Consider the following 13,566-nt stretch of genomic DNA (forward strand, 5'->3'; position numbering starts at 1 on the left):
TGTCTATACTCGCTCCATGACGACTGAGGAAGCCGAGGGCACGCCCAGCGCCCCCGGCTCTCTCGAGGCCATCATTGCCGGGCAGGTCAAGCGGTACCGGCACGAAGCCGGGATCTCCGCCGCCGAGCTCGCCGTGCGGACCGGGCTCTCGAAGGCCATGGTGTCGAAGATCGAGTCTGCGAGCACCTCGTGCTCGCTCACCACGGTGCAGCGTCTCGCGCAGGCCCTGAACGTGCCCGTTACCGCACTCTTCCAAGGTGCCGACACCGAGCGTGAGGCGACCTTCACGAAGGCTGGCGAGGGCAGTGTGACCGTGCGGACCGGGACGCGGCACGGTCACGAATACCGCTCGCTTGGCGCCCTGAAGCGGCGTGAGAACCCGATCGAGCCGAGCCTCGTCACGCTCACGAGTGCATCTGACGTCTTCCCGCTGTTCCAGCACCCGGGCACCGAATTCATCTACATGCTCGAGGGCCGCATGGTGTACGGGCACGGGTCGTACGAATACGAGCTCGCGCCCGGGGATTCGCTCGTATTCGAGGGCGAGGGACCGCACGGGCCGCTCCACCTCATCGACCTCCCCATCCGGTTCCTCGCCGTCGCGGCCCGCTAGAAGGTCAAAAACCTGGTACCAAGAATCGGCCTGCGGCGCGCTGGCTGACCGGAACCAGCGGCAGGCCTGTCTATTGCCCTTCGCCCCCCATCGCGGAACGCGCACGGCTCTAGTAAACCTGCACCTCTCCTATGTGTTGCGCTAGCGTGCACCCCAACGCAACGCCCAGGGGCCACTCGATTCGATATGGCTCTAGGGTGGTCTGTCTGTCATTTGCATCAGTAGTGTCCAACGCTTCAGACATGACGCAACAGATTTAGCAGAGGATTGGCAACGCCAGGGTCTCATCGTTCAGCGCGCTGCCAATACCGTACTCCGCGTCCCGGTGCGGCCCGACGGGCTTAATGCGCCATTGAAAGTCTCGCCTCGAACGCGCCGACATCGATTGCTGGGGAACGAGTGCGCACCTACCTCCCAGGAGGTGCCACACCCATGGCTAGGACAAACGGCGAACAGAAGGACCCGTACGGGTTCGAAGATCCCGAGGAGCTGCCAGCTCTCCCGAGCCGCCCGCACCAAGCCGGGCGCGGCGCCCGAAGGGACGACCCCGTAGGCCGCCCCCGATGCCGCGGATTCCACGACGCGGAGCGCTTGAGCGATCGCGACACTGGGCTGGCCGCGCACTACGGGGAGCTTAGGCCCTGCCGGGGCGAGGAAGCCGCGCGTCCTCAGACGGCGTCCAGGCTCCCGACGGCGGGCAAAAGCCCAGGTCAGACGGTGGGGCCACCGTGGCCCCACCGTCAGGGGCGAACGGGAAGACGCGTGAACACGCCGCGCTCATGGCCAGAGGACGAATCTCGTACAGGAGCCTGGAACCCATCAGCGATCCGCAGCGTGGGACGAGCTCGCCGAGAGCACAGCGCGAGGGCAGGCGGCAGCACGGTTCACCGCCGGCAGGGCAAAGCCCCAGGTCGGACGGTGCCGCCACGGTGGCGGCACCGTCGACCGCCACCGGATCGCGACGCTGCCGTCCTCCAGTCCCTGGGCGGGCGCGCGAGAAATGGTCGGAGAACCCCGAGGCAATCTGGGAAGCTTCCATCGTCAAAGTCCTCACGGCGGGGGCTCCAACCCCATGGATTTGCACTCCCTGACCACCGTGATCAGCGAATGCGACGAGACCACTTATTCCACCACTCCTCGACAGAAACCGCTACGGGCGGAGCACACCCGTGACCGCTTCTTTTGGCCGGGGGAAGTCCCTCGTCCCTCGCGAACGCGCGCTCGAGCATCTCGGCCGGGGCGGGTCCACCATCTCGCTGCGGCGGATGCAGTGCTGGATGGTGATCTTCGGATCGGTGTGACCGAGCAATTCGGCGGGGAGATCGACAGCAGCTTGGGCGTTGATTCCCGTTCGGCACAGGCGTCATCATGCTCCGCTCCGCCCCGCCGATCGTCACCGACCTGAACCCTTGGCCGGCCCGCCACGACGGCGCCCAGCTCAAGGCCGACCGCGCCGGGATCGAAGCACTCCTGCGGCGCCCGATGGCGCCTGACCCGCACCCCGGGGAGCTGCGGCGCACCTGCCCGACAAGGGCGACCCAAACGGGTTGCCGTCGATGTCAGGAGGGCAGTCCCATGGCGATCCACACACAGCAATCCGTCTCCGGGTTCATCGCATCCGATCCACAGCTCAGCTACACAGCCAAAGGCGACGCAAGGTTCTACGCCCGCATCGGCCAGGAGCACTACCGGCGCGAGGCCGACGGGTCGTTCACCGAGCTGGAGCCGACGTTCCACGACCTCGTGGCGTACCGGGCCACGGCCGAGCGGGCGCACGAGCGGCTGGCGAAGGGCGACAGCTTCGTCGCCGAGGGATACGCCCACACCTTCGAGCACGAGCGCGACGGACAAACCGTCGAGAGCGAGGAATTCGTGGCCAAGAAGATCGGACACAACCTCGCCCGCACCACCTACGAGGTCGACCGCACCCGCCGGGCACAGGCCGCCGCCGAACGCGAAAACCCAGCCACCGGGCCCCAGGCGAGCGAGGCCCGCAGGGACCCGGCGAACACCTCGCCGGCCCTCGGGCTCTGAACGGCCACCGCGATGAGGACCAACCCCGACACGGCCCCTGAGCCGGACGAGCCCGAACCCTACGACACCGACAGCGAGCACGCCGGCTCGACTTTGCCCGAGCCGCCGCACCCGATCAACTGGAACCTGCTCAGCGCTGGCGAGGCCGAAGCGGAATGGCTGGAGCTCAACGCGTGGGTGGACTGGCTCCGCCGCACCTACGGACTCCCGGCCGCGGTGATCCCGCCGTCCTGGCACCGACACCCCGAGCTGGTCTGGCAACGATGAGCGGGACGACTGAGCACGGCATCGCGCCAGTCGAACCGCTATGGCGCGCCCGCGAGGTCTCGGAGTTCCTGAACGTCTCCCAGGCCACCCTCTCCCGGTGGCGCCGCGAGAGAGTCGGCCCACCGTTCCTCCAGGTCGGCGGGGTCTCCCGCTACAACCCCGCCGCCGTACGGGCCTGGGTATGCGACCAAGAGGCCGCGCATGGCTGACCCCCGCAACCACAGGATGCCTCCAGTCGGGGTCCACCTGACCACCGACGTCGAGCGCCGCGTCGACGGGTTCCGTGCCCGAGTGCAATGGACCGACCCATCAACCAAGAAGCGCCTCGGCCGAGTCAGCCACGTGCGCACCAAGGAAGAGCTCGAGGAATTCTTCGACCAGATGCGCAAGGCCACAGAAACTGGAACCGACACCACCGCCACGCTCGCCGAGTACGCCTCATCCATCGGCGACCGTTGGAAGCGCGGCCTCGACCGAACATCGACAGGCGAGAACTACGCGATCGGACTACGGCTGAGGGTGCTTCCCGCGCTCGGGCACATCCAGGTCGTCAAGCTCACCGCCGGGATGATCGACCGCACCATCGACTCCTGGGAGACCAACTACTCCGCCTCTACCGTCAAGAACACCACCGCGGCCCTTGTCCGGCTCCTCGACGAAGCCGTCCGCGACGACCTCATCACCGTCAACCCCGCCAGGAACCGCGCCCGCCGCAGCCTCCACCAGAACGCAACCGGCGGGACCGGCTCGCTTCGCGCCCACGCGGTCCCGGATCTGCCCACACTGCGCAAGCTGGCGGACGCCTGCGGCAAGGTGCACCAGTCCTACTCCGACCACGTCATGCTCGCCGCCCTTCTCGCGGCCCGCGGCTCCGAGGTCGCCGGCCTGCACGTCGGAGACGTCGACTGGAGGAACCGGGTGGTGAAGATCGAGCGCCAGCACTACCCCGGAAAGGGCGGACTCGTCCTCAAGCAAACCAAGGGGCGCCGCGCCCGCTATGTCCCCATCCTCGACGCACTCGAACCCGTCCTAGAACGCCTCACACAAGGCAAGCAAGCAGAGGCACCGCTGCTGCGCGGCCCACGCGGCGGAGTCCTGACCACCGCGACCGTCCGCGACGCAACCCACTGGGATGACCTCGTGAAAACGCTCGGCCTGGAAGACCTCACCCGCCACGGGCTACGGCACACCGGGGCAACCTGGATGGCCGACGCAGGCATCCCCTTGCACGTGCTCCAGGAAATCCTCGGACACCAGTCCATCGAGACCACGAAGCGATACCTGCACCCAGACCACCGGCACCTCGCCGCAGCCGCCCGACAGGCCAACCAATTCCTCTCCGCACCGCAAGTCCGAAGGGAGACGCCCCGCCCCGACGTCCCCCGGCTCTGAGCAGCTTGCGAGCACGATCCGACCCCCGGAAGGGGCCGGATCGTCGCTCTGCCCGGAAATTGGTCCACTTAACGGGCACATTTTGGTCCACTTCACCGCCACGAGGACCAGCAGCGGCAAGAGATCACAGGACGGCCCGTAGGCCGGCGAGGGAAGGTCGAGAGGGGACCTTCTGCCCTCTCACCAGGGAAAACAAAACTCCGGCAAGAGTGACCTCTCACCGGAGTTGATTTGTCGGGCTGACAGGATTTGAACCTGCGACCCCTTGGAGGAATTTTGAACCCTCCGGAAGACTGCGGAAATCTCGCGTTTTCCCTGATCAGACGGGGAATCGGGCGACTCCCCCATGTGGATTCTACCGTGTCATTCCCGGTCGGTCACGGGTGTTTTAGATGGGTATTTTATGGGCATGGCGACTTCATGAGTTCTCGTGCTCCGTCTTCAGTTTTGATGTCACCGAAGACCATCAGGGGACGCCACGTGAGCCAGCGGCGGTCTACGGAGTCGCCCTTGGAACTGCCCCCCGGGATTGTGAAGCGGCATAGCGCAGCGAAGTAAGGCCCAGGCCGCACGAGCTGGCTTCGCTCTCGCTTCGATCCGCCTTCGAGGGGAGTCGGCCTGATGACCGTTTGATTTTCGATGAGCCTTAGCGGCACTTCGTACTGCATCTAGGGGCTAGATCCGCGGGATCTCGCGGTTTCTAACCGATAGTCGCAGTTCGTTTCAGTTGCCCGAGTTGCTCGGGGCAAATCCCCGAAAACAACGGTGCGCCCCCAGCGTGGAGCGTCAGCCGGGCTGGCCTCTAGCAGGATCGACGCCGCTGTGGCCACGACGCCCTGGCATCGCGGAAGTGCGAGCTGTCGGTGTCGTCCGGTTAGGGCGCGATCACCGTAAGATTCTCCACATGCATCACGACGCGGTTCACGCCATCAAAGTGCTGTCCGAGAACGGACGACACTTTCTAAGAAGCACACTCGATGAAATCGGCAGGGACGACGAGACCGGAAACCGCAATGCCGTCATTTTCGTCGCAGCAGCAGTGGAGGTCTTGCTCAAGACTCGGCTAGCGCTGGAACATTGGACGCTTCTGTTCGAAGATCCCTCCAAAGCGAAGCTGCAGGATCTAAAAAGTGGTGAATTCCTCAGTGTTCAAGCCTCGAAACTGGTCCAGCGCCTCAACAATGTGGCACCGCTGAGTCTTAAATCCGACTCCCCGGATCAGGTCTTTAGACTGCGCAATCGAATGGTCCACTACGGGCCTCCCCCTCAACTTGCCGTCCGAGTCGAACTGGCCGTTGGCCTGGGTTTCGCCCTCGATTTCATTCATAAGCACCTGCTATCGGAGCTTCCAACCGAAGAACAAACGGAACTCGAAACGCTGAAGCAGGAGATCACCGAAGTCTTCTCGAAGCTCGACGAATTCAGAACCGACCGCCTTGCAGCCCTTGAGGCGGAACTTAACACCCGCGCGACAACCGTGACATGCCCGGACTGCAACCAAGAAGCCCTTGTCATCGATAGCGAGGACGATGCCGACACCTGTCTTTTCTGCTTGGCAACAACAGACGGTGAGGAACTAGCACAGCGATATGTCAGCGATGTTCTGTGGTGGAGCTGGAAAGACGAAGCCGACGGCGGGGAAAATCCTCTCCACGAGTGCTTCAACTGCGAATCGTTCGCCCTCGTCGCCGGAGCCCAGGTCGCTAGACGTCCGAAGCTCACGCACGTATGTTTCACCTGCGCCGCGGTATTTGAAGCAGAGGACCTGGGCCGGTGTGGCAGGTGCGGCGCTTTGAAAGCCTCCGATGATGAGGCTCTATGCTCCGGCTGCTGGACCGACGTGGTGAGTGGGTAACCAGGACCTAGGAACGGGACAACTTCTTTGCGCGCACGATTCCATCGGATCGCGCACGTCGTTCGCCGTCGTCGTATCGCCCCTGAACTGAAACAATCGTCTGATGTGGCCTGACTTTCAGTACAAGGGTGACCTGCGACGGGAGCGTCACGCCTTCCGGCCTGGTTTCAGTTGGCCGCCTCTCAGAGTGGTCATCGATCCGAAGCTCGCCCTTGATCACGCGGGGAAGCGGTACTTCGCCTTTCTGCGAAACGGCGATGCCGGAGTGATTGTCCTTGCCCGGGTTCTAGACGGTCAGCTTCGCTCCGACGACGATTACGAGGTGGTCCTTCCCGATGAGGATTCCTGTACCCGGGATGCAGCCGTGTGGCAGCGGACCGGCGGCACTGTGACCTGGCGCGCTGCGTTCAATGCGATGAACAACGCCCTAGCCGCATGCAACTGGGCCCGGCACGCTGGCCTGGATCCGGACGAAGCCCGCGACCGCCAGATGGATGTGGAGGCTGCGATCGCTCTCCAGGCCGACGTCTACGTCACGGACAACGCGTTCGCTCTAACCCAGACGCCAACTGGGAACGTCTTCGCCTGCACCGCCGATGAGGCCTTGGCAATCATCGGGTTGCACCAGCGGCTTCAGGGCCGCATCGCAGTGGACACGGACTCCATCCCTACAACGCTGGACTTGCCGTGGGCCGAGTACATCCAGGCGTGGGCGCTTCTGCCCAATACGCTCAACCTCTTCGCCCTTCGGGCGAACCAGCCCGGCCAAGACACTGATCACTGGAAAGACCTTGCCCGAGTCGGCCGTACTCGTGTCGAACGCTGCCTGCGGTCACGGGACCAAATCCTCGTGCAAAGCATCCATCCGAACCTTGCCCTCCCCTTCGACACGGTCGACGCCCTGGTTGAGAGGGTGGCTTTGAATCTCTCAGGCATGTTCGATGCTCTCGCCCGGGCGATCAACGCCGCCTTGTCCTTGGGACGTGAGGAACGGTCATGCTCGTTCACGAGAGGCGACTTCAAACAAGCTCTTCTGCCGCTCCTTCAGCAGCCTGTCGGGACAGACCGACACAAGGCGCTGCTGGGGGTAATCAGTGTTCTGCGGAACACCATCCACCACATCGCTTTGTCAGGGGCTTCTGCAGGTGACAGCCGCGGACCCGTCAGCGAAAGCTACGTCCTTCTTCCCGCCTCCGAGGCCCAAAAATTCCGCAGACACGCCACTACCCTGAACACAACACCGCGATGGATAGCCAGTGACTTCGACGAGATCGGACTGCTCCTAAGGCCGGTGCAGCTCATCGAGGACCTCATCGACGAATCGATACCTCTTTTTGAGGAACTCATATCTAAAACCGAATGGCCCGGAACCGTCGACGAGACCCCAGGGATCCGACGCGACGACCCGGGCGAATACTGGATGTACTACACCCCAACGGTCAGCCTCGTTTCCCGGCTGTACGGGTTAAAACCGCGATAGCACCGACGAACACGCCCGGGCCGTCATCGCACCTGCAGCCAGAAAAGCTGCTCGGGAGGTGTCGGGGCGAGGTTCAGCGCGACGGTCACGCCAGGGCGGATGGCTGGCTTCTAAACCGGCTTCATTCGGCGGACACTTGCGCGCCGAGGACAACATGTCTGGCCCGCTAACGCATGTCTGGCCCGCTAACGCGATTCTCGCCGCGCTCTTCGTCCAAGCGCACCGCGCCACCCCCATGCGGCTGAGGAACGCGCTTGATCGGTGTACTCGACAACCTGAGCGCAGCTCGCCACACAGCAGGGCTTCCTTCGCCTCGGGACTTGCAAGGAAGGGACCTGAGTATCTCGTCGCAGACGCTAGTTCAGTCCACCATCGATTCGTGCCCACATTCTGAGGCTGCCCTTCATCCAGTCGTGGAACCATCGTTTCTTGCCAAGTAGCAACCGAGCTTCGCCGGCCCTCGGTCTCCTTCGGGACGGCTTCGACATTCCACCGCGTCCTTGGCCTTCGGGGATCATCGTCTTGGCATCCCGGTGACTTTGACCGTGTCACGGTGGAGGATCCCTCTGCGACATAAGTTGCCCACGCGGCGACGTCGGCGGCTCTAGAAGCAATTCCGTCGAACAGCCGCCGCCTTAGGCAGGACAGCAACGACGAGAGTGGTATTACATTCAGTAGACATCACGGTCGCAATGAAGTCTCGTCGAGAATTACTATTTCGATTCCGGCAGGACAGCAGAGCTGTCGAGCGTAATCCTGAGATGGCTGCGGAATTTGATCCATTGCAGCCATCACATAAATGTCAGCTTCTAGTCGCTTTGCGACATCAACGTCCTTATCAACCTGGCCCGCGTTAAATTGGCTACCGCTGGTCTTAACTTCGCCAATCACAAGCCGCCCGCCGTATAGGCCTATAATGTCAGTCTCTTTGTTCTCATTATTCTTGAATCTAAGATCGACGGCCGGAAGAAGCCATGATAGTGGATCACTCCTCTTGAGGGCGGCAATTGCGAGTATATTAGGGAAAATTCCATTACTGCTACTTTCGTCAATCAAGCCGTCGAGTCGATAGAATACTTCTGGGCCGCGTTTATTTGCTCGGTACATCTCACTCGATCCGCAGGCTGGGCAGACGGCCCCCCCGGCGGGAATGGACGTCAACTGTACGAAGCTCGTCTTGCTACAGGCCGAGCACTTGATTTCGAACCCTCTTTCGGCCCAGCCCAGTTCGCACAGTCGCTCGAGCACCACGGCCGCGTCGCTCGCCGAGACTCCTTGGATGCGTTCGGCACTCCTATATGCTCGACTCCTGGCCTGAACGCCCCAGGAGTCGACGCGACCGATCAGGTCTGAACTCAGTTCTTCAACATCTCCAAGTTCCTTTAACAACTTCTTGAAGTCACTTGAGCGAGGAGATGTTAGGCTGCGGATAGTCTCATAGACATTTCTTTCCAAAAGAGCATCGTAATTGCGCTTGCGTTCCATGAGGGCCGAAGCGAGGCTTCCTTTGTCGGACAGGGCGTACTGGGCGATGCCTGAAAGGAGAGCCGGCAAGACTTCGGCCTGAGTGGGGATGTTTAGTTCGAGTCGAATCTGAGGCTGAACGCCGATGAAGATTTCGAGTTCATCGCCCTTCCAGGACGCCTGGGGGTGGATGAGACTTGCGACCGGCCTCCTCCTAGGCAGCCCGTCAAACATGCTTGAGTTTAGGCGAAGAATTGCCATTCCAAATCTAACGTCAACGGGAGATGGGAAGCGCAGCACCGTTGCTGTTCCTTCGAATACCATCGCATCAGAATGAGTGGATATACCATAGCGTCGCTGATGGGTCACAAGACCTCTAAGTGACTTCGGGTCAGTTACCATATAGATGAAGGGTGAGGTCCGCCGCGATGGAGGGTATCCATGAGACGCCTCCGCGTGCTCGCCCTCTGGAAGCGGATCGAGATGTAGATGGCGAGCGAGTTCGCTAAGTTCCCCATTTGGCGTCGACAGGCTTGTGATGAGGACGTCTGGAGAAAAATCGCCTGTTCTCTCCAGTGTTTCATTCAGTTGTCGGTCGAATTCGAGCCAGTATCGAAGATCTTCCGCTGGAAGAAGATACATTGGCATGGTAGCAAGAGAAATCGGTCGTAGGGCGCGGATGTTCCAAAACTCCCACGCGTCCTCCAGGTTGTCGCCGCTGGTTATCCAGACGATTGTGTGGAGGTTGGACAATACGGGGGACGGAAGGGCCTCGCCGAAAGAGACGATTGTTCGGTCCAGCCAAGTCGTTCGATTGAGCTGCGAACGCCCGTATTCATCAGCCCCTGTCTTCCCTGGGATCGAGACGTCCAAACCCCACTCGTGACGTCGATCTAGGTGATCCTGCGGGAACTGACCAACTCCTACGGCCTGCCATAGGGCACTTTCAGTACCGGCTAGGGTTCGTCTTACCCGATTATCATCAGTCGAAGGCAATACTTGCGTCGGATGCGTGTTCATCGACGTTACACCATAGCTGTCGATGTTTGATATCTCAACAAGAGGCAAGCCGAGCGATGAGGAAATTTCTCGTGCTCGCTCTGCTGGAATGTTTACGTTTACGAGTCCATCTACAGCGCTGGATGACGCGAGTTGATGCGTCCAATCGTCAAGCGGTGCTTGACCAATCGGAATTGGCAGGATTGGCTCAGAGGCACCACCCCATCGAGTGCTCGCTTCTTGGATGGCACGCCTGAACCCGTCGCGGCTACCCTGTTGCACCAAATACCCGGCTCGCCCAGGCGCAAGAGTCACTTGCACCGGATAGATCCCTCGATACTCACCTCTGCTCATGAACCACAGTGTTACACCGAGGTGAGGCCCCCGCTCGTAAGCCGGCCGCCCACCGGACGACCCGCAGCTAGCCGTGGCGCTGGTTGAGAGCCGCAGGATTCCAGGCTTCTCGAATTCCCGTATGACCCGCAGGAATAGTGCCCGGTGGAGGTGCCTTGAACGCTACACTTTTGGGGCAAGCTAATCGGCTACGCACGTCTTCAACCAGGAGCCAGAACCTCGCCGCCCAGAGGACCGTCCTCACGGCCGCCGGCGTGCATCCCGAGTCCGTTTACACCGACACCGACCACGGGTACACGAGCACCAGGCGTGACGCCCGGGTCTGCATCAGGCCTTGGCCGCGGGAGGGACGGGGACATTCTCGTGGTACCAAGCTTGACCGGCTCGCCCGGTCGCTACCGGATGCGAAGGACATCACCGACGAGCTCACGCGCAAGACGGTGACCCTGAATGTCATCGGGGTCCGGCGTCTCTAACGTGCGGCGTGCCCGGAAAATGTCCCCTCCATGGCTGAGGATTGGGCCATGACGATACACGTTCCCGCCGCATTGGCGGAGGCCCTGGCCGGCGAAGCCCGCCCCCAGGGCTCATTCCCCTGGACGAAGCAGCCCTGGCTCGATCAGATGCACGACCTCCCCGACGTCCTGTCGCTCCTCGACCGCCTTCCGGAGCGCGTAAGCCGGCACTCGACCGCCGATGCGGTCTCTGCAGAGCTGGACGAGGGCAGGGTCCTTCCCGCGTTCATCGCAGCCATGGTGTGGGGCTGGGGCACCACCGCAGGCATGGGTGCGCTTCGGACACGGTGGATACTCACCCAGACCAAGGCCAAGAGCGCGGACGCAGTCGCGGAGCCGGTGGACGACTCCGTCGCTGTCCGGCTGGAGGCTGCCGTCAAGTCGGTGCGCGCCGACGGGGCCTTGGAGGCCTTCAGGCTGATGAACAACGAGGGCGGCCTCCTCCATCTCAGGGCCTCCTACTTCACCAAATGGCTGTACTTCACCTCGGCCCTCGAAGGCCCCGCGGATCCGAACGCCGCCCCGATACTGGACGACCGGGTCGTCGCCTGGCTCGAGGACACGGCCGGAGTGGCCCTCGAGAAGAACAAGACGGACTCGTACGGCGAATACCTGGACCTGCTCGCAAACTGGGGGAAGCCCTACGGCCGAACGAGAGCGCAAGTCGAAACCGAAATCTTCAGACTGGCCACCCAACGCGGATGAGCGCCCTGGAGCACCCGGACGACCCAGCGACAGATTGGTCGAATCGCACCCGGGCGGCGAATGCGGCCGGTCTTGAGTCCGCGACCTACGGAGGCAGAAGCTGGGCATCTTGATCCGAGAACGCGGAGGCGACTGGCTCGAGCCGGTCATGGGATACGACAGCGAGAGGGCGCTCCAGGAGATCATCCACGCCCACCCGTCCCTCGTCACCGGTTCCCCCACAGGTGAAACCGGGACCGCCATCGCCTGCCGCGAGTTCCAGAGCGGCGTCGGCCCCGCCGACGTCGTCGTACTCGACACCGAAGGAAACCTCACCCTCATCGAGTGCAAGCTGGCCAGCAACCGCGAAGTGCGTCGTGAGATCATCGGCCAGGTCCTCGACTACGCCTCGCGCATCTGGAGGATGAACGCAGAGGAATTCGAGCTCGCCTGGGCCCGCGCCAACGGAGGCGTCTCCCCGTTCGATGCCCTAGACGACGCCGAGGGACGGATCCGGGCCGCGGTCCAGGAGAACCTTGAGTCAGCGCGTTTCAAGATCATCCTGGCCGTCGACGACATCAACGACGACATCCGGCGCATCGTCGAGTTCCTCAACCGCGTCACGGTCGCAGAAACAGGCGTCCTCGTCGTCGAATTCGCCCGCGCCAGCGTGGGAAACACCGAAGTGCTCATCCCGACCTCGTTCGGGACCGACTTCATCGAGGCCAAAGCAGCAGCGGACCCTAAGTCCTCGCGGCCGCGCTGGTCCGTAGATGAGTACCTCGCATGGTGCAGGGAGAACGACGAGGCGGCAGCGGAGGGAGCACGCGAGCTCATCGAGGCACTCGCCGAAGCCGGATTCCGCCTCGACGGGGGGAAGGCGAAGACCCCGTCACTGAACTTCGGCATCGATTCCCCTTCCATCGGGACAAGGACGCCTGTCGCCCTGTACAGCACCACAAATCCCGCTCGCGGCGCGCTCGTCGAAGTCCGTTTCAGCGACTACAAGGACCATCCTGCGATCCGGGACGCGCTGGCTGACCTTGTGCAGGCCATTCCCGGCATCCCCATCCCCGTCGCGGAAGTGCGTGCCCAGGGGTTCAGCACCCGACCGAACATCTCCGTCCGAGACTTTACCGTCGAACAGCTCCGCGCCCTCCCCCGCGCTGTCGCCGAGGCCCTGCGCCGCTGACGGGGAGACTTCCCCCGCGACCTGCTCCGATCAGAACGGCGGTTCGGACTAGGCGGAGGTGCCGGTGCCCCATACATGGCCTGGGCCGGCTGTTTTGGTGACCCAGGAGTCGGGCTGCTGGCCGGCAGACTGGTCCTGCGCGAGCCCGGGCTGGGGGCTGCTGCTGCGCTATCCACGAGATGGGATTCGCCCGCCGCGTTGCCGACAGGTCGTCTTCATGGACCAGAGGCGCATCCTAGAGGACGTTCCGGTCCAAGACTTCTTCGACCACTCGGCCATGGAACGGGCCCGTGACTTCCTCTCGAGGATCCTTACCCTCTGAACTCCCCGGCCCGACTTCGGTGTGCCCCAGACGAATTGGTCCTGGCGTAGGTCCTGAACACGCTTCTCTCAGAGGCTTCGGCCGCGAGCATCCGGGCCAGAAGCGCGCCCTTGCATGGCCGGGCGCTCGGCTTCGGCCTGCTGAGCCTTGCGGGCTGCGACCTTCTGCGCCTCGGCTGCACGGGTGTACTGGATGCGGGCGGCGGCGTCGCCAGGAGTGAGCAACCTCAGTGCCTCGGCCTCGGTTCGTGCGTCTTCAGTGACCTTTGCCCAACGCCGCGCTTCGCGGTCGGGGTTGGCGCGTTCATACCGCGCGGCTGCGCGGCGGACCTGCTCGACGCCGAACACGCGGGCCATCGCGGCCAGTCTTTCCTCCCTGAGGGACGGTGTCGGGCG

At 62.9% G+C, this 13,566-nt stretch carries 13 protein-coding genes; 11 read left to right on the forward strand and 2 right to left on the reverse strand.

Features of this window, described 5'->3' with window-relative positions; all coding sequences use genetic code 11:
• Positions 1–16 precede the first annotated feature (16 nt).
• From ACLN58_RS00625 to ACLN58_RS00660, 8 genes are all read left to right on the forward strand, one after another.
• Positions 17–613, forward strand: a complete 597-nt coding sequence (locus ACLN58_RS00625) for a helix-turn-helix domain-containing protein (RefSeq protein ID WP_415853336.1) — start codon at positions 17–19, stop codon at positions 611–613.
• A 1,169-nt stretch (positions 614–1,782) separates the two neighbouring features.
• Complete coding sequence (locus tag ACLN58_RS00630) at positions 1,783–1,914, forward strand: hypothetical protein (protein ID WP_415853337.1); 132 nt, start codon at positions 1,783–1,785, stop codon at positions 1,912–1,914.
• Between the two features lie 274 nt (positions 1,915–2,188).
• Positions 2,189–2,647: a single-stranded DNA-binding protein gene (locus ACLN58_RS00635; RefSeq protein WP_415853349.1), complete on the forward strand. Its 459-nt coding sequence runs from the start codon at positions 2,189–2,191 to the stop codon at positions 2,645–2,647.
• A 12-nt stretch (positions 2,648–2,659) separates the two neighbouring features.
• On the forward strand, positions 2,660–2,914 hold the full coding sequence (locus tag ACLN58_RS00640; protein ID WP_415853338.1) for a hypothetical protein: 255 nt from the start codon (positions 2,660–2,662) through the stop codon (positions 2,912–2,914).
• Positions 2,911–3,123, forward strand: a complete 213-nt coding sequence (locus ACLN58_RS00645; RefSeq protein ID WP_415853339.1) for a helix-turn-helix transcriptional regulator — start codon at positions 2,911–2,913, stop codon at positions 3,121–3,123. The genes ACLN58_RS00640 and ACLN58_RS00645 overlap by 4 nt, the downstream gene beginning before the upstream one ends.
• Positions 3,116–4,306 (forward strand): tyrosine-type recombinase/integrase, encoded by a 1,191-nt coding sequence (locus ACLN58_RS00650; RefSeq protein WP_415853340.1) that lies wholly within the window; start codon positions 3,116–3,118, stop codon positions 4,304–4,306. Before ACLN58_RS00645 ends, ACLN58_RS00650 begins: the two co-directional genes overlap by 8 nt.
• Before the next feature lie 904 nt (positions 4,307–5,210).
• Positions 5,211–6,161 carry a hypothetical protein gene (locus ACLN58_RS00655; RefSeq protein ID WP_415853341.1) on the forward strand — a complete coding sequence of 317 codons (951 nt, stop codon included), beginning with the start codon at positions 5,211–5,213 and terminating at the stop codon, positions 6,159–6,161.
• 187 nt (positions 6,162–6,348) lie between these two features.
• Entirely contained in the window at positions 6,349–7,641 is a 1,293-nt protein-coding gene (locus tag ACLN58_RS00660) for a hypothetical protein (RefSeq protein WP_415853342.1), read from the forward strand.
• A gap of 681 nt (positions 7,642–8,322) precedes the next feature.
• On the opposite strand, the gene ACLN58_RS00665 is transcribed toward ACLN58_RS00660, so the two are convergent.
• A complete protein-coding gene (locus ACLN58_RS00665) occupies positions 8,323–9,978 on the reverse strand; it encodes a hypothetical protein (protein ID WP_415853343.1) in 1,656 nt (551 codons plus the stop codon).
• 617 nt (positions 9,979–10,595) lie between these two features.
• Between ACLN58_RS00665 and ACLN58_RS00670 the strand changes: the two genes are divergently transcribed.
• The 3 genes from ACLN58_RS00670 to ACLN58_RS00680 all read left to right on the forward strand — a co-directional run bounded on the left by ACLN58_RS00670 (position 10,596) and on the right by ACLN58_RS00680 (position 12,849).
• Positions 10,596–10,934, forward strand: coding sequence for a recombinase family protein (locus tag ACLN58_RS00670; RefSeq protein ID WP_415853344.1), 339 nt, complete (start codon positions 10,596–10,598; stop codon positions 10,932–10,934).
• Between the two features lie 48 nt (positions 10,935–10,982).
• Positions 10,983–11,678 (forward strand): hypothetical protein, encoded by a 696-nt coding sequence (locus ACLN58_RS00675; RefSeq protein ID WP_415853345.1) that lies wholly within the window; start codon positions 10,983–10,985, stop codon positions 11,676–11,678.
• Between the two features lie 109 nt (positions 11,679–11,787).
• Complete coding sequence (locus tag ACLN58_RS00680; protein WP_415853346.1) at positions 11,788–12,849, forward strand: hypothetical protein; 1,062 nt, start codon at positions 11,788–11,790, stop codon at positions 12,847–12,849.
• 390 nt (positions 12,850–13,239) lie between these two features.
• Here ACLN58_RS00680 and ACLN58_RS00685 read toward each other — a convergent pair.
• A partial coding sequence (locus ACLN58_RS00685) for a hypothetical protein (RefSeq protein WP_415853347.1) occupies positions 13,240–13,566 on the reverse strand: 327 nt, incomplete at its 5' end.

Origin of the sequence: Sinomonas sp. G460-2 (assembly GCF_047759905.1) — a bacterium.
In the GTDB taxonomy this organism is placed as follows: Bacteria; Actinomycetota; Actinomycetes; order Actinomycetales; family Micrococcaceae; genus Sinomonas.

Excerpts from the sequence above, each read along its gene's own strand:
- ACLN58_RS00650 (WP_415853340.1), top strand. The coding sequence starts at position 3,116 with ATGGCTGACCCCCGCAACCACAGGATGCCTCCAGTCGGGGTCCACCTG.
- ACLN58_RS00675 (WP_415853345.1), top strand. The coding sequence starts at position 10,983 with ATGACGATACACGTTCCCGCCGCATTGGCGGAGGCCCTGGCCGGCGAA.
- ACLN58_RS00640 (WP_415853338.1), top strand. The coding sequence starts at position 2,660 with ATGAGGACCAACCCCGACACGGCCCCTGAGCCGGACGAGCCCGAACCC.
- ACLN58_RS00625 (WP_415853336.1), top strand. The coding sequence starts at position 17 with ATGACGACTGAGGAAGCCGAGGGCACGCCCAGCGCCCCCGGCTCTCTC.
- ACLN58_RS00655 (WP_415853341.1), top strand. The coding sequence starts at position 5,211 with ATGCATCACGACGCGGTTCACGCCATCAAAGTGCTGTCCGAGAACGGA.
- ACLN58_RS00635 (WP_415853349.1), top strand. The coding sequence starts at position 2,189 with ATGGCGATCCACACACAGCAATCCGTCTCCGGGTTCATCGCATCCGAT.
- ACLN58_RS00645 (WP_415853339.1), top strand. The coding sequence starts at position 2,911 with ATGAGCGGGACGACTGAGCACGGCATCGCGCCAGTCGAACCGCTATGG.